We start from the raw sequence: 18,852 nt of genomic DNA on the forward strand, positions 1-18,852 counted from the left end.
CTCCCTCCTGTTAAAAAGATTCATTTCATGACAAGACTCACTTCTCTAAATACGCTGAGTTTGTAAGATTTCCTCTTTTTAAACGCAATCCCATACATATGCACATAAAGAAACTGAAAGCACCTAATCCATAAGCTGCTGTATAACCACTTTCCCCAATAATCCAGCCCGCAAGTCCTGGTCCAATCATTTGACCAACTGCATAGAAAACAGAAATAAAACTAATTGCCATTGATACATATTTCCGAGATACTTGCTTTGAAGCTGCAACTTGAATTAATAAAAGTATACCTCCGAGGCTAGAACCCCAAATAATTGCCGACACGATAAAACCAACTATATTTCCAAATATAATTGGAACCATATCACCTATAACAGCTAATAAAAGCGCAATACATAAACTCTTCTTTATACCTATCCGATCCGAAATAAATCCCCAGCCAGGTGCTCCTGCTATTGAACAAATACCAGCAATCGCATAAACAGTTCCCGAAATTGATGCTGAAATACCACTATCAATCATAAAACTAGTTTGATATAAATTTGGAATTAAATATACAACACCAACAATAAAATACATCCATGCTATGATATAGAGCTCTTTCGTTTTCCATAAAAACAATTTATTACCCTTTTTTTTCTCATCTTCAGTAACTTCTGGATTTTTCAAAACAACTGAAGCGGCGAATACAACGATACATGTAATAACTCCAAACAAAAACCATGCACCACGCCAACTATACTCAGGAAATGTGTGCACTACATAAGGAACAATTATTCCACTAAATAGCATACCTATACCTGCACCACTTAATAACAGCCCCATTACAGTTCCTCTTTTGTCTGGAAACCACCCTACCGTTATTGACATGAGTGGTGTATATACAAGAGCACTACCAGCTCCAGCACATAGCATACAAAAAGCAACTATCCAAAATGAAGAAACAAACGCTAATCCCATTAAGCTTATAACGACGAACCAACTGCCTATTAATAAAACTGATTTTGCGCCAAAACGGATAGTAAATATTCCAGATGTTCCTACAGTTAATAAATAACCTAAAAAAAGTATGGTTCCTAGCATACCTGATTGAGCCGTAGACAAGTGAAGTCCTTCCTGCATAAATGGCAGTATTATTCCATATGCCCTACGGGCGAAACCAGTTGTTGTTATAATAAGAAAGATTCCTATTAATACAAATATCCAAAAATGACTTTCATTCCGCTCTTTCATTTAAATTCCTCCATAAAAAATTATTTCCAATTGGATGTTGATTGTAATTATAATGATTATGACAAAATACAACTACCAAATGGCGGAGGAGTTTACGGTATAACGGATTTTTAATACATACGCAAAATTTCAGAAGGTTTCATTCCATATTTCTTTTTAAATGACTCTGAAAAATGACTAATATTATTGTATCCAACAGCAACTGCCGTTTCGGTCACATTACTAGTTCCCGAACGTAATAAAAGCATTGCTCTTTCCATTCGCTGTTCTCTTAAATATGCAAATGTGGACGTACCAAATAATTCTTTAAAACCAATTTTTAATTTATAATCATTTAATCCTACTATTTTAGCCAATTCTAATAATGATGGGGGTGACTCTATTCTTTGAAGTAAAATTTCTTCAGCTTGTTTTATTTTATTCAAATCCTTTTTGGATAATTGACTCCTTTTATTTGCGTCACGATCATTAAGTAATACTTTCCCAAAGTATATAGAAAGCAATTCGAGCGCTTTGCTTTCTATTTCGAGTTGATTAATACGATCCTTTTGGGGATTCTCTAACATTCTCTTAATAATATTAGATGTTAGGGAATCAATGGGGGTTTGAAACTTTTTAAAACATTGATTTCCTATTATAGTATGAAAATCATGACTTTTTTCAATAGCGTAATTTAGCATGAAATGATTAAACAACTGTACAGGAATTCCAATTGCTAATGAATATAGTGGAGTTTCTTTTTCATATTCAAATAGAACTTCAAAGTCATTCATAAAATATAAATAGCTATTCCCAGCCATTAATTTATTTGTGGAGTGACCAACTTGTACTTCCCCGGATCCTTGTAAACAAAAATTAAGTTCCACCATTGCTGCATCCGATGCAAATTGAATGCGATGGTTTTTATGAAACTGATAATTTGATAGTACTATTTCCATCCCAGAAAACGAGCTCCACCTTCGCACTTCACCCTTACCTATTGTTTTTGGCACATACATATATCTTTCTTCTACAACTTGTAACCCATGAAAATATTTATTAAAAATGTCATGAAAACTGTTAGTCTTCATGAAATCCACACTCCTTTTATATACAAATTACAATCAATCGATAATCATTTTCAATTATAACAAATATCTTTATACAATAAATAGCTTTTACCTTTATATCTCGTTATGATAAAAGAAAAAGAAAGCGAGCCGACAATGAATAAAAAAATTGCAATTATTACTGGGGCTTCAAGTGGATTCGGCCTATTAACAACGCTTGAACTTGCAAAAAAAGACTATTTAGTCATTGCTACAATGCGACACCTAGAAAAACAAGGAACCTTACTATCTCAAGTTACTAAGCTCAACTTACAGCACAATATAAAAGTTCAACAATTAGATGTAACAGATCAAAATTCTATACATAATTTCCAATTGTTTTTAAAAGAAATTAATAGAATAGATCTCCTAATAAATAATGCAGGATATGCAAATGGGGGCTTTGTAGAAGAAATCCCAGTAGACGAATATCGAAAGGAATTTGAAACGAACCTTTTTGGAGCTATATCAATCACTCAGCTTGTTTTACCATATATGAGAAAACAAAGAAGCGGAAAAATCATTAATATAAGCAGCATTAGCGGCCAAGTTGGATTCCCTGGCTTATCTCCTTATGTATCTTCAAAATATGCATTAGAAGGCTGGAGTGAATCGCTTCGCTTAGAAGTAAAACCTTTCGGAATAGACGTCGCTTTAATTGAACCTGGTTCTTACAACACAAATATATGGGAGGGTGGTAAACAACTAGCTGAAAACCAATCTGATACAACATCTCCTTACAAAGAATATATGGATAAAATACAAAAACATATTAATAGCGGTAGTGATACATTTGGTAATCCGATAGATGTTGCTAATAAAATTGTAGAAATTGCTGAATCTAAGCGTACAAATTTACGATATCCAATCGGTAAAGGTGTGAAATTTATGATCTTTGCAAAAAAAATTCTTCCTTGGAGATTGTGGGAACACCTTGTTTTGAGAAGCTTTAAGAAAATGTAATAAACTTTTTGAAAACTATTTTGAAAGAGGTGCTAATTAAATGTTAGGTTTACCGTATGGGAAAGTGTTTTTAGTGCCGTGGACTGAAGAATGGGAAATTGAGTTTATGAAAGAGAAACAAATCATTGAGGAACAAATTGGCGAACATATTTTAGCTATACACCATATTGGTAGTACTTCTATTCCACATTTAAGTGCAAAGCCAATTATTGATATAGCAATAGAACTAAAAAATAATGCAGTTGGCATACAATGTATCGCAAAGTTGGAACTACTAAATTATAAATACAGAAAAGATGTCTTGCCTGAAAGATACTATTTTAATAAAGGAGAGCCACGAACTCATCAAATTCATATGTATGAACAAGGAAATAAATATTTAATAGAACAATTAAAATTTCGAGATTACTTAATAGACAATAAAACTGCTCGTATACAGTATGAACAGTTAAAAATTCAACTTTCACAAGCTAATCCTACTGATAAACATAAGTATGCGGAGGACAAAACAAATTTCATTACATTCATACTAGCTAAAATAAATGATTGAATGAAGAAGACCGAATTTCATACACAGAATAAGAAACCATGTATTCCTAAGTAAATGGTTTCTTATTCATTAGTTATCTCATTATTTGTACTATTAATTTTTTATTATACAGCAGGTGGAACGAAATAAAATAGTATTGAGAGCATCAATATAAGTGCAACCATTCCCGTTATTGAAAGTATATACTCTTTTGATTCTCTATCATACTTCCATTCCATCCATGCTCTTAAAGTCCAAGATATTCCTAAATAAGTGAACATGACATAAGCCATTTTAGAATTTTCAAATTTAAACATATAATAACAACTACCTATTACATAAATAATAATAAGCCCTATTTCTAATTTTACATGTAAACTATTCACATGCTTATATCCAAAGAAGCCTCTTTTCTCCATATTCAATTTTTTTCTTAAAAACTGTTCTAAAAAGTAACCACCTATACCTAGTCCAATAATAATAATCAAAATTGTAGAGGTCCCCATTGTTATCCACCTCCTATTCCTTTATTTATTTTTAGAAATAAAGTGGACTATATTTCGGTTATTCTCTTCTAAACAACTTACAATTCCTTCAGGATATGTTGGTTTCTCCTTTAATTCGTCTAGACTTTTCCAAATTAATATAATATCCTCATGCTCTTTATGCCTTATTTCATTTGTAATTATCTCTTCAACCGTTCCCCAATGTATGAATGTACAATGATGTCCTATTTCGTTGTTCCATTCGAAAATATGCTCATTTACAACGGCTAGTTCTTGAACATCAATCTTCAAATTGTATTCTTCCATTAATTCTCGTATTATTGCTTCTTTTGCCGTTTCACCAAATTCAATAGAGCCACCTGGAAAACGATAAAATGTTTCTCTTAAATCACATTGTACAAGTACTTTAGAATGATTTTCATTTAAAATCATTGCTTCAGCACGTAATTTAGCCATTTTCATTTTTTCTCCCCATTCATTCCACATATAATTAAATCCAATAGCTATAAAAGAAAAGGTTAACCATAATTCCTGTTATTACTAATAGCGGAACCGTTCCTAAAGAAATGACATATTCCCTCGATTCTTTATCAAATTTCCACTCCATATATGATTGAAAGCAGTATAAAGTTATTAAAAATAAAATAGGTAAATTACTAATATAAACGGGATTTAAAGTAGCACATATCATCGTAACAATTATATAAGAAACGATCAGAGCCCTAGTGCCCCATTTATGAGAGTGGTTTACATATTTACTATTCCAGTCTGTTTGTTTCGGTATATTTAATTTTTTTCTCACTACTTTTTCCAAAATAACTACAAATATGATCCATAATACTAATAAAATTACTTTAACTAAAAACAGTGATGTCTCCTCCTTTACCTTTTATCTGGCTGGTCACTCGGATACGTAGCATTCTCTTTGTTTTCAACGTCCCAACTAATAATTGTCGCACTATCTCGTCCGAATTGATGATGAACGTGCTCTAATACATGATGAACACTTTCTTCAAGCTCTATTATATTTCTATTCATATCATTATACAGATTTAATGGTGTTTCATAGTGTCGTTCCCCGCATTCTAATACCCCATCTGTCACCATTACAATTCGGTTTTTTCCAGTACGTAATTCACGAAAACCTGATGAATAGCAAGGCACAGGTAAATCAAATGTGTTTACATTTCCAATCCATTCGTAAAAATGACGTTGATTTAATGCATATTGTCCTAACTTATGTAACTCTTCATGAAATACATACACTAAACAATCACCAATAGAAAGCCACCATATATAATTTTCTTTTCTTACACATAGTAAGCAAGCTGTTTCACCTTGTATTCTTTTACACTTTTCCTTAAATGAAGATGACTGAAAAATTGTAAGTATATGATTTTCAACAGACTGAAATACTGTATCAATTGGTTCATTCAAAATTACGCTTATATTTTCATATTCTTTGTCGATTGTATTTACTACTAAATCAACACTTTCCGCACTATTATGTCCATCTAAAATAGCTGCAAATTCCCATTCACCATTTGACCAAACTAATGCACCATCTTCATTCTTTTTCGCTCCAGCACTTATATTCCCGCCATATTTACCAAGTACAATATCACCATATTGCTTAACTGAAATTTCTCCTAAACACATTTCTGTATTTCCAACCCATGAATATTGTATATTATTTGTTGTATGCATACTCATTTACCATATACTTTCGTATTCTTTCGCATAGTTTTTTTATTTTCTCTTCATCACCATATGGTGCACCAGTCCATTTCGCTACTTCGGTTGGTGACCAAAACTCTTTTGGTGTATTCGGATAACGCGGAATAATGTGCATATGCATATGTGGTACACCATTTCCTGAAACAAAAGTGTAAATATGCTCTGCACCTTCGCTTTCTTTTAGCGCTTTACTTACTCTACTTGTTATAAGTCCGAACGCTTTCGCTTCTTCATCTGTTAGTTCAGCAAGGCCAGGTACATGTCTTTTTATATCTATCATTACATAACCTAGGTATGTTTCTTCACTATCCCAGTAGACATGTCCAACGTAAACGAGTTCATCTTCGTAAATAGCTCCACCTGGAACTATAATATTTCCTTTATGTTTTTCGCAAATGAAGCAGTTTTGTTCTACTTGATTGTTTGTTGACATATCCATCACCATCCTTTTCATATATAATATCACAAAAAAAGGAAAAACAAGTTTCACATTCCGAATTTTCATTCTTTTTATGCAGCAATTTTTGAAATGAATTTACACCTCATTATTTCTTCAAAAACGTAATCCCAATTATAATCCCAATCACAATTCCGATTACTAAATTATTTGTAAAGTGCCCTTGAAATACACCGATTACAACCCCTATACCGACACCTATTGCCAAAGCATCATTTCTTTTTTTATTTTTAGCCAAAATTGCATCTCCTCCCATCATTTCTCCCTAAACAACATGCATTCACTTAAATGTATTAATATACGCACTATCTCGCTTGAATCTTTTCAAAAAATGCACTTTAACTTCATATATAATATTTTCCATTTTCTGTACATACTCCTTTTATAATGAAAAAATTTCAAGTAACCTTTAAATATATATAGGCATTTACTATAAGAAAGATCCGTAATTTATTGAAGGAGGAACGATACAAATGCATCCTCATTGGAATCCAAATATAAATCAACAGTATGTTTATTCCCCCCATCCTGTAAGGAATACATTGCATCATGATTCACAATATATGATGCAGCGCATCGCAAGTCTTGAAAGTCAGTTAGCTAAATTAATCTCATTAATTGAAGAAAATAATCAATTAATTAAATCCATGGAACAACAGCAAAACCAAGTTTGTGCACCAGCTGGAGGTTCTGTTATCGTTCGTATGTAAACTGAATGCAATAAAAAACACACTTTGTAGTATAAAAGTGTGTTTTTTGGTCATTATTTTCTTTTCGTATGGAACCCTTGTGTAATTCGGTCTAATATAATTGCGATTACTACGATAGCTAATCCAGCTTCAAATCCCATTCCGATATTAACTTGTGTTACCGAGCGATATACATCAACTCCAAGTCCAGGAGCTCCTACAAGTGACGCTGTTACAACCATCGATAACGAAAGCATAATACTTTGGTTCACACCAGCCATAATCGTTCCGGTTGCAAGTGGTAATTGTACTTTAAATAGTTTTTGTGATGCAGTGGATCCAAATGCATTCGCTGCTTCAATTAAATCTTCTGGAACTTGTCTAATTCCTAAGTCAGTAAAACGAATTGTCGGTGGCATTGCAAAGATTACTGATGCAATAATTCCAGGTACTACACCTACTCCGAAAAATGTAATCGCTGGAATAAGGTATACGAATGCAGGCATTGTTTGCATAAAATCTAATGTTGGTTTTAAAAATTTTGAGAAACGTTCATTTTGAGATGCTAATATACCAATTGGAATTCCGACAATAATTGAAATAATAACTGACGTAAGTACGAGTGCCAATGTTTGCATCGTTTGTGCCCAGTAGTTAATATTCAAAATAAATAATAATCCAATAAGCGTAAAAATGACTAAAGATAGTTTCCTCGTTGTGTACCAAACGAGGAAACATAAGATAATAATCATCAATATGGCAGGTATTATTGTTAAAAAATTAGTGAGTAAATCAACGAATCCTCCGATAATATAAGAGAATCCTCGGAACAATCCTTCAAAGTGCTCATATAAACTTGCAACAAATGAGTCGACCCATTCCCCTAATGGAATACGCGGTATACTATTCATCGTCTTTCACCTCTTCCTCAATGTTTCCTGCAAGAGCTTGAATGACACTTTCACGTTTAATAATTCCTCTTAGCCTTTTCTTCTCATCGATTACTGGTAACGGATATTTCATCTCCGCCATTTTTGCATACGTCTCTTCCAGTAAAGTATCTAAATACACATGCGGAATATCATTAAGTAATAAATCAGCAATCGGCCACTGTTTTTGTACTGCCTTACTCGCATCATCCGCAGTTAATATACCTAAAAACTCATACTTTTTGTTTACAACATATACAGTTGAAACACCGGCATTCCTCATAATTTGAAGGGCTACACGAGGTCCACGATCAATTAATAAAGTTTCTGGTCGTTTTAAAATAGACTCCGCCGTAATTACTTTTCCTAAATTCACGTCAGCAACAAACTTTTCTACAAATTCATTAGCGGGGCTCATCATAATTTCTTCTGGCGTTCCAATTTGGACAATTTCTCCATCTTTCATTAATGCGATACGATCTCCAATTCGAAGCGCTTCATCTAAATCATGCGTAATAAATATAATTGTTTTTTCCATTTTATCTTGTAACTCTAACAATTCATCTTGCATTTCTTTTCGAATAAGTGGATCTAATGCACTGAATGACTCGTCCATTAGTAAAACATCTGGATTATTCGTTAGTGCCCTTGCGATTCCAACGCGCTGCTGCATACCACCACTAAGTTGACTTGGATAGTTATCTTTATGATGATCGAGTCCTACTAACTGTAGCGATTCTAACGCTTTTTTCTCTCGCTCTTCAACCGGAACTCCTTGTATTTCTAACCCATATGCAACATTTTGTATAACCGTACGATGCGGAAATAGAGCGAACTTCTGAAATACCATACTCATTTTCGTTCTTCTTACTCTCCGTAACTCTTCTTTTCCCATCGTTGCGATGTCTTCACCATCTATGTATATATGACCTGCGGTTGGTTTAATCAATTGATTTAACATACGAACTAGCGTAGATTTCCCGCTACCAGACAAACCCATAATAACGAAAATTTCTCCAGAGTATACTTCAAACGTTGCTTTTTTCACACCAACGTTCATTCCTGTCTCTTTTAAAATTTCCGATTTACTTTTTCCTTCTTTCAATAAGGAAAGGGCTTTTTGCGGATGTTTCCCGAATACTTTTGTTACGTTTTCAACACGCACCTTTGTATTATCCATGTCACTACTCCTTTTCTACCCATCTATTCACATAGTGTTGCGATTTTACAAAGAAATATTACATAAAAATGACATTCATAAGATTTCTTTAAAATTCTCGTTTCCGTTCATAATAAGAATGCTTACTTATACATTTATTTTATAAGGCAAACGTTACTTAGGAGGTTTTCGATGCGAAAGAAAATTTGGTTTATATGCCTTGCATTATTTATTACTATGATTTTCACTTCATGTAATGCAACAAATGCAAATTCGAAAGGAAAAATTAAACTTGGTGTAACAAGTTGGAAAGAAAATATTGCAACTGCAAACATGTGGAAAGTTTTATTAGAAGAAAAAGGCTACAAAGTTGAGCTCATGTATTTAGAAAAAGCCGCAATTTGGACTGGTGTTGCTCGTGGCGATGTTGATGCGAATTTAGAAGTATGGCTACCAGTTACAGATAAACCGCTAAACGATCGTTATAAAGATGATATTGTCTTAAAATCAAAATGGTACGAAGGTACTGGACTAGGTTTAGTCGTCCCTTCTTATATGAAAAACATAAACAGTATCGAAGATTTAAATGCTCATAAAGATGAACTAGATAATAAAATTGTCGGTATCGAACCCGGTAGTAGTCTTATGAATTTAACGAATAAAGCAATGAAAGAATATGATATAAAACTAAAACTTGTCCAATCCTCTGAAGCTGCGATGATGAGTGAACTAAAGAAAGCATATACAAAAAAGAAACCAATCGCTGTTACGCTTTGGAATCCGCATTGGGGGTTTTCAGAATTTGACTTGAAATATTTAAAAGACCCTAAGAAAGTATATGGTGAAAAAGATGACATTTATTACTCCGTTCGTAAAGGTTTCGAAAAAGATCACCCAGATGTTATAAAATACTTTGATAAATGGAAAATGAACGATGAACAGCTCGGTACGTTAATGGTCATGTTAAATAAAACAAAAGATCCTGAAGAAGCTGCGCGAAAATGGATTAAAAAAAATCAAGTATTAGTTGATGAATGGGTAAAGGATTAATAAAAAGGCTAGAGAATTAATATATCCTCTAGCCTTTTTCATCTTATTTTTTCGTAACAACATCATCTACAATCCCATATTCCTTCGCTTCTTCTGCAGTCATAAAATAATCTCTTTCTGTATCATGTGCTACTCTTTCAATCGGTTGGCCTGTTTTTTCTGCAATCATTTTATTAATATCATGCTTTAACTTTAATATTCTTTTCGCAGTTATTTCAATTTCTGTTGCTTGCCCTTGTGCACCACCAAGCGGCTGATGAATCATAATTTCACTGTTAGGGAGCGCAAACCGTTTTCCTTTTGCTCCAGATAATAATAGCAATGCACCAAATGATGCCGCAAAGCCCATGCACAGCGTTTGCACATCTGGTTTAATTAAATTCATCGTATCTAATATTGCAAAACCTGCTGTCGTTGAACCGCCGGGGCTATTGATGTATAAGAATATATCTTTCTCTGCATCTTCTGCTTCTAAAAATAATAATTGAGCTACGACACTACTCGCTACTTGATCATTAATTTCTGAACCAATAATAATAATGCGGTCTTTTAATAACCTTGAATATATATCATAGGAACGTTCTCCTAATTTTGTTTGTTCTACTACATATGGAATTGCATTCATTTTAAATCCCTCCAATACTTGTTATGCTGCGCAAAGCATACAACTGTAGGAAGAAGGTTGTTTCACATTAAATAGTAAGACTGGCTGTTTAGATGGTAACTTAGTAAAATCTATTGACGGAAGCAGTTTCGTTAATAATTCCGGTCTCTCTTCTCGAATAGACGTTACTACAACTTCCATATCATCTGTGAATTCGACTATCTCGACCCCTTCTTCACTTACAGCTTTCAGCCTATTTCTACTCCGAAATAAAGAAGCTTTCACTGCACCTTCTGATACAGAACACACTTTAGCAATATCAGCGATACTATATTGAAAAACATCTTTTAATAATAAAATTGCGGATTGCTGTACATTTAATGAAGACAATACTTTCCCTACCATTTCATGCAAATCTGCAATGTTCTCATGTGGTTCTTCAAAAGTGATTTGTTCTCTTATTTTTTCATGAACAGACTTAGACTTCATCTGATCTAACCAACGATTTCTTGCTATTTTATAGACGAGTGTCATACAAATATCTTTATTTCTATATTTTTGAAGCAATTTACACACTGTTTCTTGGGCGAGATCTTCCCCATCCCATTTGTTTTTCGTTAAAAAAGTACAGTATCTTTTTAACTCTCCATATTGTTCAATTAAAAAGTTTATATTTGAATGATTCATATCGATACGGTTCTTTAAAACATGAGTTACTTTTGTGCACAAAATAACCACTCCTTTTCAGCGCTTACTTAATAAACGATTCAACATTAAAAAAAGTTACGGGGATATAAAAAAAATAATGTTTATGTTCAATAATTCGCGGTCATAAATATGTTATGTACAATTTTACGTGAGGAGGAACAAATTTGCCAAAATTAACAATTGAAGGTGCGGGAACATTTGATGTAAAAGAAGGAACGAAGTTAGTATTAGCAATTGAAGATAGCGGTGTCAACATTCTTCATCGTTGCGGCGGGAATGCACGTTGCACAACTTGTAGAGTAGAAATACTAGCAGGTGATTTCTGTGAAGCGAGTGCGAATGAGAAACATGCAATGACGGAAAAAGGGATTGAAGATCATTTACGATTATCTTGTCAAATGCGTGTACATAAAGATATAGTCGTTCGTCCGGTACTTACAGTTGAAAATTCAGGTCTTGATGCTGGACCGCGTCCGGCGGAGTAAAGCGATGAATTTAAAACAGCTCGCTGGCGAATATGCTGCTAACTTTGTAAATGATGGCATGAAGATTGGGCTTGGTACAGGTTCTACTGTATATTGGACAATACAAAAATTAGGTGAGCGTGTAAAAGAAGGATTATCATTTCAAGCTGTACCGACATCAAAGGAAACTGAAGCATTAGCACAGCAACTAAATATCCCCCTAATTTCGTTAAACGACGTACAAAGTCTTGATCTTACAATTGATGGAGCGGATGAAATTGATTCAAATTTACAACTTATAAAAGGCGGTGGCGGTGCATTACTTCGTGAAAAAATCGTTGCCTCTTCCTCTAAAGAACTAATTATCATTGCTGATGAATCGAAACTTGTAACACATTTTGGTACTTTTCCATTACCTATTGAAATCATCCCTTTTTCATGGAAACAAACTGAAAATAAAATTCAGTCTTTAGGTTGTCAAACAACATTACGTTTGAAAAATAATGAAACCTATATAACCGATAACAATAACATGATTATCGATTGTATATTCCCTAATCATATTTCTAATCCTGCCCATTTACACACTCAATTAAAAATGATTACTGGTGTAGTTGAAACAGGATTGTTTATAAGTATGACAAGTAAAGTAATTATCGGCGCTAAAAATGGGATAAAGGAATTGTAATAAAAGCTAACTTTTTAAAGTTGGCTTTTTAGTGTGTTCTTTTTCTCTTGATAGCGCTTTATTATGATATACTATGAAAACACATCATACTAGAAAGGACTGAACATTTTGCAATCCAAACTTATAACAGAACTTACTGATTTAGAAACTGCCTTTCATATTCGAAAAGAAGTATTTGTAAAAGAACAAGGTGTCCCTCTTGCAGATGAATTCGATACATTCGATGAAATCGGAGAGCAATGTAAACATATTTTAGTCTATTATAATGAGCTTCCTGTAGGTACAGGGCGTATACGATTTGTTGATGGCGTCGGAAAATTAGAACGTATTTGCATTTTAAAAGATTATCGTACATACGGATTAGGTAAAGTCATCATTCAAACGTTAGAAGAAATTGCTCGTAACGAACAAGCTACAAAAGTGAAACTACACGGGCAAACACAAGCTGAAGGATTTTATAAAAAATTAGGTTATGAAACTTCTTCTGATATATTTATGGAAGATGGCATTCCGCATATACTTATGACGAAAATGTTATCATAATAAAAAGGGTAGTGTATGAATCTTATGTATTCATACACTACCCTTTTTTATTAATAGAAAAGTGAATTCTCAAGATTCCCTTTTTCATCAAAGCCCATCATCTCTTAGTTCATATCTAGGTAAAGCTTACACTGTTTTCCATAATGATAATGCATAAATCCAGTTCGGATCACCATTTCCTTGATAACTCTGGACTGCTTCATATACTTTTCCTTCGTGTAGAACTCTATCTCCCTTTTTATATGCTTTTTTTGCATCCCACGCTTCATATGAAGCGCTTTCAGTTTTTGTAGTAATTGTGAATATATCACTCTGTACGGATTCATTTCCAGCTACATCAACAGCTTTTACTACATATTTATAAGTAGTATTAGCGAGCAGATTTTTATCCATATAAGAAGTTGTATTGGATGTTGCAATCTTTTTCATTGATCCTTCTGTTTCTCTATAAATATCGTAATGGTCTACACCAATATTATCGTCAGATGGACTCCACATTAAATCCACACTTGACGCTGTCGTTCCCATACTATGTAATCCTTTTGGTTGTGTTGGTGCTTCTGTATCAGGAATCTCAACTGTTGTTTTTACTGTAAGCGCTGTACTTTCCTTCGATACATTGCCAGCTGCGTCAATTGCTTTTACAGTATAAGAGTATTCTGTGCTTGGTTGTAATTTCTTATCAATAAAATGAGTGCCTATTACTGTATCAATCATCTCTCCGTTACGGAAGATTTGATATCCTTTTACCCCTACATTATCCGTAGAAGCGTTCCATGTTAGTTCTACACTATTTGCTGTTACTTTTTGCGTCTGAAGTCCATTTGGAATACTTGGCGCTTCTATGTCTGGTTTCACATCATTAATAAGATTAACATCAATTACATTATAGAATGCATTTGCTGTATCAGCTACATCCCATACTGCTAAAATCACATGATATCCACTACGATCAGTAGGTACATTGATTTTATGAGTTAAATTATTTGAAGCTGCAGAACCATCATGTTGTACAGTTCCAATTGGTTCGAAATCTGCTCTTGTTAGCGCTTTATTTGGATTCCACCCTTTTTTAGTAATATAGTAATGCCACTTACTCGTTAAGTGAGGCGCAGTATACTTCCAAGTAAATGTATTTTCCCCACCAGTGATTGTATTTTTAAACCAACGATTTGCTGTTTGTTGATCTAAAATACCACCAAATTTTCCGCCTGCTGAAGCAATTTGTCCATCTACTGGACCACCTTGTGGGAACCCTTTTGGAGCTTCTAAACTTTGTGGTTCATACATAACACTTCCACAGTTTACATTTAGCGCACCATAAGTTGAACTACATAAAGCGGATCGGCTACCGGGCTTTTCAACAAAACCGTGCGCATAAGCATTTTGAGGAATAAGTGTCGTACTAATAATTCCAGCTGTTAATGCTACAGCTCCTAAACTTTTTTTGTTCATTTTCATATTTTGTAGTTGTTTTAAAAATCGATTATTCATGTTCATGTCTCCTTCTTGTTATACTTTGTAGTGGAATGTGGGCTTTGATGTAAAAGAATAACAAGAGACAAACTTGTACCGATGTATGTGTTAATTATGCATACACCGCAGTGAAAATATATTTTTTTCTTGTGAAATATTTCACTTTATGAATATATCATGACATAGAAATCGCCAAAACATGTGCAGAAGTTGTGCAGAAATAGTGAAATTATTACTAACACGTAAAACTAAGTCCTAACATTTTAAAATACAATTTGAATATATTTATCTATCATCTTTACTTCATAATTAACAATATATTTAACTGGTTAACTTTTATTCTTATACTTATATCTTTCAGTGCCTTAGTTTTAACCATACTAGATATTAAAAATAAGAATTATAAAGTTAAATAAAAAGCATCCTATTTAGATGCTTTTCTAATGTATAATTTCATTTTTTTCACTGACCTACAAATATAAAAATTTCATCAACAGCTTCCTTATATCCACCTGATTTTTGGAAAGATTCCTTCAAATTCAAAGCAGCTTCTTTATATGAAGGATTATTTAAAATTAGTTCCACATTTTCACGTAGTTGCTCTTCAGTTAATTCCTTCATCTGTAACTGAACTCCCGTCTCAAGACTCTCCACTTGCTTTGCGACTACTGGCTGATCTGCACTTTGCGGTATTACAACGAGCGGAACCCCGTTATACAGTCCTTCATGCGCACTGTTCATCCCGCCGTGTGTAATAAATAGTTTCGTATATGTAAGCAGCTCAGTTTGGGGTACATAGTTTTTCACAATGAAGTTTTTAGGGATTTCGCCTAGATCACTTATTTTTGTTTTATTACCAATAGACATAACAATTGTATGCTCACTATTCTCAAAGGCCTTCATACACAGTTTATAAAAGTCAATCGCTTCATTAAAAACAGTACCTAATGAAATATAAATCGGACTTTTTTCTTCAATCGAAGTAAAATCAACGTCTCTGTTTTTCATTTGTGCAGAGATAGATGGTCCTACAAATTTATATGTTTCATCAAACGTATCACCAAAAGGCTGGAACTCCTTAATTGTATACACAATAGTAAGGGGTGCAGGATTACAGAAAACTTCATACGATGATTTTATTTCAACACCATATTTTTCAGCAATTCCCTTCGTTAAGTTTTGAAAATCATTCTGTATTTTGTCATGAATTTCTACTGGGATATTTTTTGACAGATGACCTAACATTTGCTCAAAAGATTTTTCATCCTGCGCAAAAGATGTACATGAATTTACGGATGGCAATTTAAGAATTTGAGCAATTAAGTGCCCACAGCCAAACATAGAATCATGAATTATGTAATCAAAATGTTCACCTTCAATTTGTTCTAAAACGCTAGGTATTACAATATCCGCTGTATGTAGAAGAACGTTTATTCTTTCCTGTAAATAATTTCTGCCTCCAGATAGAAACGCTTTTATAAATTTTTGATCGTCAATCGTTCGTACAGTAGCACCTGTCTTCTCAATTCGTTCCCTAAAAGCTTCTATTGAAAAATAAACGACCTCTTCACCGCGAGAAATCAACTCTTCTACAACTGGCAAAGTTGGATTTATATGTCCTTCTGATCCAGCGTTAATAAATAAAACACGCGCCATTATAAACACTCCTTACGTTAAATCATTTCTATGTTGGAAAGGTACGGATTCTCTCCATACTCTTTTCTTAGTTGTTCGTATCATATTCCTGCTAAATTGACCTAGCGAGTCTAAAACCGAGATCATCTATATGAAATGTAGGATGGCTTCGACGACGACAAGTAGCGCCGCACCCTCTCGCTGTTTCAGCCCAACTACCACCACGAAAAATACGGTATGATCCGTACACTGTTTCATCATACAAATCATAACACCATTCCCAAACGTTCCCTAGCATATCATAAAGTCCCCATGCATTCGGTTCTTTTTGGCCAACGTCATGAATCTCTCCATTTGAATTTTCATTATACCACGCTATATCATAAAGTTTCCCGTATGTATATCCGGTTGTACTTGCTTTACATGCATATTGCCACTCTGCCTCAGATGGTAATCGGTAGCCATTTGAATCTAAATTACATTTCACAATTTGACCACCATCACTAATAGAATAATATTCTTTTAATCCCGCTTTTTTTGAAAGTACATTACAAAACGCAATGGCATCGTTCCATGAAATATTGACAACTGGTTTATGATTTTTATCAAAATTATTTAATGTACTATTTGTAATAGCATCATATAGTTCCATTGTTACAGCATACTTTGCAAGAAGAAATGGTTGAATTTGTACTAGCCATTCTTTTTTTATTCGATCATCTCTTAATACTACCTCACCAGCTGGAATATTGACCATTAATGAATCGATTAGTTGAATTAAATCGTTAGTCATTTTCTATTCCTCCAAACGTTCATTTTATATGAACTTAAAGTCATATACTCATTACAAAATGCATTTTTCAAAAAGCGTTAAATTTTTCATAATAAAAAACGATTAGTTTAATTAAACTAATCGGTAAGATCCACAAAGAATTGTTGTGTCACATTCTATTATTATATGTGCTCTAAAAATTTCCAAACCTCATTTGGAGATTTTAAAACAATAACCTTTTTCTCTTCGGACAATTGCTCTAACTCTTTTAAAATTGTAGGTCGTTTAGCATTAGGATATTCCCATATCCATTTAAAAAATTGTAAATCAAATCTTTCTTCACATCCCGCGCCCATATCCGGTCTAGTTTTATTTCGATATTTTGCAATTCTTTTAAAAGCCCTATAAACACAAATTGTTCTATGAATATCAAGGAAGATAATTGTATCAGCTGCATTCAGTCTTATACCCATCGTCCCGCCGTAATTCCCATCAATAATCCATTTCTCATCTTTAATTAAGTTATTTTGAACTGTTATTTGTTCTTCTCTCGGAACACCTTCCCAATTCGGTTTCCAAAATAATGCATCAAGATGATGCACCTTAATATTTAATTTATTCCCTAACTTCCTTGCTAATGTAGATTTTCCTGAACCACCAGAACCAATTAATATTATTTTTTTCATACCTTTACGATACCTTCTATAACTTCTTCAATATCTTCCTTATTAGCAAAAATCCAGAAGAACATTTCTTCATTTAACTTTAATAAATCTGGTAACTGGACAAAATAAGCAATAAAGATAATTTGAATTGAAAGCATAACATACCAAATGGCTTTTAGTTCTTCTTTGGTTAAATCATTTTGTTTATAATAACCTTCAAAGACTTTGCTAACGATATGTAACCATTTCCCTCTTAATCTTTCATCACTAAATAGCTCGCTTAATATACTTGTACAGCAATAACATAAATCAAATGTTTTTACATTATTTTCTAAAATTTCGAAATCTATAAACCCTTCCAGTTTATCATCTTTAAAGATTACATTCGATAGGTGCATATCACGATGAATAATTTGTCTCGGTAATGGATGGACCGTTTCCTTGAAAACTGTGTGCATTCGCTCCATCTTTTGAATTACCTCTCGATGAACATGCTCATTCTTTTCTAAAATCGGTATAGCCCATTCAAATACCATCTTATGTAAATCTCTTTTTATTAACTCATGGTCACTATTCACCGAATGTAATGCTTTGTGCAGATTAGCTATTTCTTCTCCAATTGTACTTGCTAGCCCTTCCAGCTTATTCGTATCTTTTATTTCTAAAACACTTCCGGCAATATACTCATATAAGCAATAATATTTTTCTTTATATAATACATATCGTTCATCATTTTCTGTCTTTACTACTCTCTGTACTTTAATTCCCTTTTCATACAGTTGCTCCAAAACATCGAATTCAACTAGAAGTTGCTTTATCGATCCCGTTCTCTTTAAAATATACTCTTTATTCTTGCATATAACCTTCGCTGTTTTTGGTTGAATTACAGTAACTGTGACATGTTTATTTTGAAACCAAAACTTTGCAATTTCCAGTGTTTGTTCCATTTATAAATA

General features: G+C 33.4%; 24 protein-coding genes. 7 read left to right on the forward strand and 17 right to left on the reverse strand.

Annotated elements, in window-relative coordinates; all coding sequences use genetic code 11:
* Positions 1-37 precede the first annotated feature (37 nt).
* Complete coding sequence (locus RT27_RS06640; RefSeq protein ID WP_043935610.1) at positions 38-1,234, reverse strand: MFS transporter; 1,197 nt, start codon at positions 1,232-1,234, stop codon at positions 38-40.
* Positions 1,235-1,344: 110 nt separating this feature from the next.
* Positions 1,345-2,304: an AraC family transcriptional regulator gene (locus RT27_RS06645; protein WP_016081311.1), complete on the reverse strand. Its 960-nt coding sequence runs from the start codon at positions 2,302-2,304 to the stop codon at positions 1,345-1,347.
* Positions 2,305-2,439: 135 nt separating this feature from the next.
* Here RT27_RS06645 and RT27_RS06650 point away from each other — a divergent pair, with 135 nt between their 5' ends.
* Positions 2,440-3,285 carry an oxidoreductase gene (locus RT27_RS06650; protein WP_043935611.1) on the forward strand — a complete coding sequence of 282 codons (846 nt, stop codon included), beginning with the start codon at positions 2,440-2,442 and terminating at the stop codon, positions 3,283-3,285.
* Positions 3,286-3,325: 40 nt separating this feature from the next.
* On the forward strand, positions 3,326-3,835 hold the full coding sequence (locus RT27_RS06655; RefSeq protein WP_043935613.1) for a GrpB family protein: 510 nt from the start codon (positions 3,326-3,328) through the stop codon (positions 3,833-3,835).
* Between the two features lie 104 nt (positions 3,836-3,939).
* On the opposite strand, the gene RT27_RS06660 is transcribed toward RT27_RS06655, so the two are convergent.
* The 6 genes from RT27_RS06660 to RT27_RS06680 form a co-directional block, all read right to left on the reverse strand.
* A complete protein-coding gene (locus RT27_RS06660; protein ID WP_029442532.1) occupies positions 3,940-4,320 on the reverse strand; it encodes a DUF4181 domain-containing protein in 381 nt (126 codons plus the stop codon).
* 21 nt (positions 4,321-4,341) lie between these two features.
* Complete coding sequence (locus tag RT27_RS06665) at positions 4,342-4,782, reverse strand: NUDIX hydrolase (protein WP_029442533.1); 441 nt, start codon at positions 4,780-4,782, stop codon at positions 4,342-4,344.
* A 28-nt stretch (positions 4,783-4,810) separates the two neighbouring features.
* The gene (locus tag RT27_RS32940; RefSeq protein ID WP_080681787.1) at positions 4,811-5,134 is read right to left on the reverse strand and encodes a DUF4181 domain-containing protein; all 324 of its coding nucleotides are present in this window, start codon (positions 5,132-5,134) and stop codon (positions 4,811-4,813) included.
* Positions 5,135-5,202: 68 nt separating this feature from the next.
* Positions 5,203-6,033: a PP2C family serine/threonine-protein phosphatase gene (locus RT27_RS06670; RefSeq protein WP_043935615.1), complete on the reverse strand. Its 831-nt coding sequence runs from the start codon at positions 6,031-6,033 to the stop codon at positions 5,203-5,205.
* Positions 6,011-6,511: an HIT family protein gene (locus tag RT27_RS06675; RefSeq protein ID WP_025118383.1), complete on the reverse strand. Its 501-nt coding sequence runs from the start codon at positions 6,509-6,511 to the stop codon at positions 6,011-6,013. The genes RT27_RS06670 and RT27_RS06675 overlap by 23 nt, the downstream gene beginning before the upstream one ends.
* Positions 6,512-6,602: 91 nt before the next feature.
* The gene (locus tag RT27_RS06680) at positions 6,603-6,770 is read right to left on the reverse strand and encodes a hypothetical protein (RefSeq protein ID WP_029442535.1); all 168 of its coding nucleotides are present in this window, start codon (positions 6,768-6,770) and stop codon (positions 6,603-6,605) included.
* A gap of 217 nt (positions 6,771-6,987) precedes the next feature.
* Between RT27_RS06680 and RT27_RS34765 the strand changes: the two genes are divergently transcribed.
* Positions 6,988-7,224 (forward strand): hypothetical protein, encoded by a 237-nt coding sequence (locus RT27_RS34765; protein ID WP_016081307.1) that lies wholly within the window; start codon positions 6,988-6,990, stop codon positions 7,222-7,224.
* Between the two features lie 53 nt (positions 7,225-7,277).
* Here the strand turns inward: RT27_RS34765 and RT27_RS06690 are convergent, their stop codons facing one another.
* Together RT27_RS06690 and RT27_RS06695 are read right to left on the reverse strand one after the other, a co-directional pair.
* Entirely contained in the window at positions 7,278-8,114 is an 837-nt protein-coding gene (locus tag RT27_RS06690; RefSeq protein WP_029442536.1) for a proline/glycine betaine ABC transporter permease, read from the reverse strand.
* Positions 8,107-9,312, reverse strand: coding sequence for a glycine betaine/L-proline ABC transporter ATP-binding protein (locus tag RT27_RS06695; protein WP_000370603.1), 1,206 nt, complete (start codon positions 9,310-9,312; stop codon positions 8,107-8,109). The genes RT27_RS06690 and RT27_RS06695 overlap by 8 nt, the downstream gene beginning before the upstream one ends.
* 171 nt (positions 9,313-9,483) lie before the next feature.
* Between RT27_RS06695 and RT27_RS06700 the strand changes: the two genes are divergently transcribed.
* Positions 9,484-10,341: a glycine betaine ABC transporter substrate-binding protein gene (locus tag RT27_RS06700; RefSeq protein WP_043935617.1), complete on the forward strand. Its 858-nt coding sequence runs from the start codon at positions 9,484-9,486 to the stop codon at positions 10,339-10,341.
* 43 nt (positions 10,342-10,384) lie between these two features.
* Here the strand turns inward: RT27_RS06700 and clpP are convergent, their stop codons facing one another.
* Both clpP and RT27_RS06710 read right to left on the reverse strand, forming a co-directional pair.
* Positions 10,385-10,966 carry an ATP-dependent Clp endopeptidase proteolytic subunit ClpP gene (gene clpP / locus RT27_RS06705; RefSeq protein ID WP_000991612.1) on the reverse strand — a complete coding sequence of 194 codons (582 nt, stop codon included), beginning with the start codon at positions 10,964-10,966 and terminating at the stop codon, positions 10,385-10,387.
* Between the two features lie 21 nt (positions 10,967-10,987).
* Positions 10,988-11,674 carry an RNA polymerase subunit sigma-70 gene (locus RT27_RS06710; protein ID WP_043935619.1) on the reverse strand — a complete coding sequence of 229 codons (687 nt, stop codon included), beginning with the start codon at positions 11,672-11,674 and terminating at the stop codon, positions 10,988-10,990.
* A gap of 143 nt (positions 11,675-11,817) precedes the next feature.
* Between RT27_RS06710 and RT27_RS06715 the strand changes: the two genes are divergently transcribed.
* From RT27_RS06715 to RT27_RS06725, 3 genes are all read left to right on the forward strand, one after another.
* Positions 11,818-12,138, forward strand: a complete 321-nt coding sequence (locus RT27_RS06715; protein ID WP_001125388.1) for a 2Fe-2S iron-sulfur cluster-binding protein — start codon at positions 11,818-11,820, stop codon at positions 12,136-12,138.
* A 4-nt stretch (positions 12,139-12,142) separates the two neighbouring features.
* Complete coding sequence (gene rpiA / locus RT27_RS06720; protein ID WP_043935620.1) at positions 12,143-12,805, forward strand: ribose 5-phosphate isomerase A; 663 nt, start codon at positions 12,143-12,145, stop codon at positions 12,803-12,805.
* Between the two features lie 108 nt (positions 12,806-12,913).
* Positions 12,914-13,348, forward strand: a complete 435-nt coding sequence (locus RT27_RS06725) for a GNAT family N-acetyltransferase (RefSeq protein ID WP_043935622.1) — start codon at positions 12,914-12,916, stop codon at positions 13,346-13,348.
* 126 nt (positions 13,349-13,474) lie between these two features.
* Here the strand turns inward: RT27_RS06725 and RT27_RS06730 are convergent, their stop codons facing one another.
* The 5 genes from RT27_RS06730 to RT27_RS06750 all read right to left on the reverse strand — a co-directional run bounded on the left by RT27_RS06730 (position 13,475) and on the right by RT27_RS06750 (position 18,843).
* Positions 13,475-14,842, reverse strand: a complete 1,368-nt coding sequence (locus RT27_RS06730; RefSeq protein WP_001065160.1) for a lytic polysaccharide monooxygenase — start codon at positions 14,840-14,842, stop codon at positions 13,475-13,477.
* Between the two features lie 444 nt (positions 14,843-15,286).
* The gene (locus RT27_RS06735; RefSeq protein WP_043935624.1) at positions 15,287-16,480 is read right to left on the reverse strand and encodes a macrolide family glycosyltransferase; all 1,194 of its coding nucleotides are present in this window, start codon (positions 16,478-16,480) and stop codon (positions 15,287-15,289) included.
* Positions 16,481-16,571: 91 nt separating this feature from the next.
* The gene (locus RT27_RS06740; protein ID WP_043935625.1) at positions 16,572-17,252 is read right to left on the reverse strand and encodes an SUMF1/EgtB/PvdO family nonheme iron enzyme; all 681 of its coding nucleotides are present in this window, start codon (positions 17,250-17,252) and stop codon (positions 16,572-16,574) included.
* A 161-nt stretch (positions 17,253-17,413) separates the two neighbouring features.
* A complete protein-coding gene (locus tag RT27_RS06745; protein ID WP_029442540.1) occupies positions 17,414-17,917 on the reverse strand; it encodes a DNA topology modulation protein in 504 nt (167 codons plus the stop codon).
* Positions 17,914-18,843 carry a phosphotransferase gene (locus tag RT27_RS06750; RefSeq protein WP_043935626.1) on the reverse strand — a complete coding sequence of 310 codons (930 nt, stop codon included), beginning with the start codon at positions 18,841-18,843 and terminating at the stop codon, positions 17,914-17,916. The genes RT27_RS06745 and RT27_RS06750 overlap by 4 nt, the downstream gene beginning before the upstream one ends.
* Positions 18,844-18,852: the final 9 nt, after the last annotated feature.

Source organism: Bacillus sp. L_1B0_5, assembly GCF_000836715.1.
Lineage (GTDB): Bacteria > Bacillota > Bacilli > Bacillales > Bacillaceae_G > Bacillus_A > Bacillus_A thuringiensis_S.

Coding starts and splice junctions, on each gene's coding strand:
- RT27_RS06750 (WP_043935626.1), bottom strand. CDS start 18,843: ATGGAACAAACACTGGAAATTGCAAAGTTTTGGTTTCAAAATAAACAT.
- RT27_RS06695 (WP_000370603.1), bottom strand. CDS start 9,312: ATGGATAATACAAAGGTGCGTGTTGAAAACGTAACAAAAGTATTCGGG.
- RT27_RS06680 (WP_029442535.1), bottom strand. CDS start 6,770: ATGGGAGGAGATGCAATTTTGGCTAAAAATAAAAAAAGAAATGATGCT.
- RT27_RS06675 (WP_025118383.1), bottom strand. CDS start 6,511: ATGAAAAGGATGGTGATGGATATGTCAACAAACAATCAAGTAGAACAA.
- RT27_RS06670 (WP_043935615.1), bottom strand. CDS start 6,033: ATGAGTATGCATACAACAAATAATATACAATATTCATGGGTTGGAAAT.
- RT27_RS34765 (WP_016081307.1), top strand. CDS start 6,988: ATGCATCCTCATTGGAATCCAAATATAAATCAACAGTATGTTTATTCC.
- RT27_RS06700 (WP_043935617.1), top strand. CDS start 9,484: ATGCGAAAGAAAATTTGGTTTATATGCCTTGCATTATTTATTACTATG.
- RT27_RS06730 (WP_001065160.1), bottom strand. CDS start 14,842: ATGAATAATCGATTTTTAAAACAACTACAAAATATGAAAATGAACAAA.
- RT27_RS06640 (WP_043935610.1), bottom strand. CDS start 1,234: ATGAAAGAGCGGAATGAAAGTCATTTTTGGATATTTGTATTAATAGGA.
- RT27_RS06665 (WP_029442533.1), bottom strand. CDS start 4,782: ATGAAAATGGCTAAATTACGTGCTGAAGCAATGATTTTAAATGAAAAT.
- RT27_RS06660 (WP_029442532.1), bottom strand. CDS start 4,320: ATGGGGACCTCTACAATTTTGATTATTATTATTGGACTAGGTATAGGT.
- RT27_RS06645 (WP_016081311.1), bottom strand. CDS start 2,304: ATGAAGACTAACAGTTTTCATGACATTTTTAATAAATATTTTCATGGG.
- RT27_RS06690 (WP_029442536.1), bottom strand. CDS start 8,114: ATGAATAGTATACCGCGTATTCCATTAGGGGAATGGGTCGACTCATTT.
- RT27_RS06655 (WP_043935613.1), top strand. CDS start 3,326: ATGTTAGGTTTACCGTATGGGAAAGTGTTTTTAGTGCCGTGGACTGAA.
- RT27_RS06650 (WP_043935611.1), top strand. CDS start 2,440: ATGAATAAAAAAATTGCAATTATTACTGGGGCTTCAAGTGGATTCGGC.
- rpiA (WP_043935620.1), top strand. CDS start 12,143: ATGAATTTAAAACAGCTCGCTGGCGAATATGCTGCTAACTTTGTAAAT.
- clpP (WP_000991612.1), bottom strand. CDS start 10,966: ATGAATGCAATTCCATATGTAGTAGAACAAACAAAATTAGGAGAACGT.
- RT27_RS06740 (WP_043935625.1), bottom strand. CDS start 17,252: ATGACTAACGATTTAATTCAACTAATCGATTCATTAATGGTCAATATT.
- RT27_RS06735 (WP_043935624.1), bottom strand. CDS start 16,480: ATGGCGCGTGTTTTATTTATTAACGCTGGATCAGAAGGACATATAAAT.
- RT27_RS06745 (WP_029442540.1), bottom strand. CDS start 17,917: ATGAAAAAAATAATATTAATTGGTTCTGGTGGTTCAGGAAAATCTACA.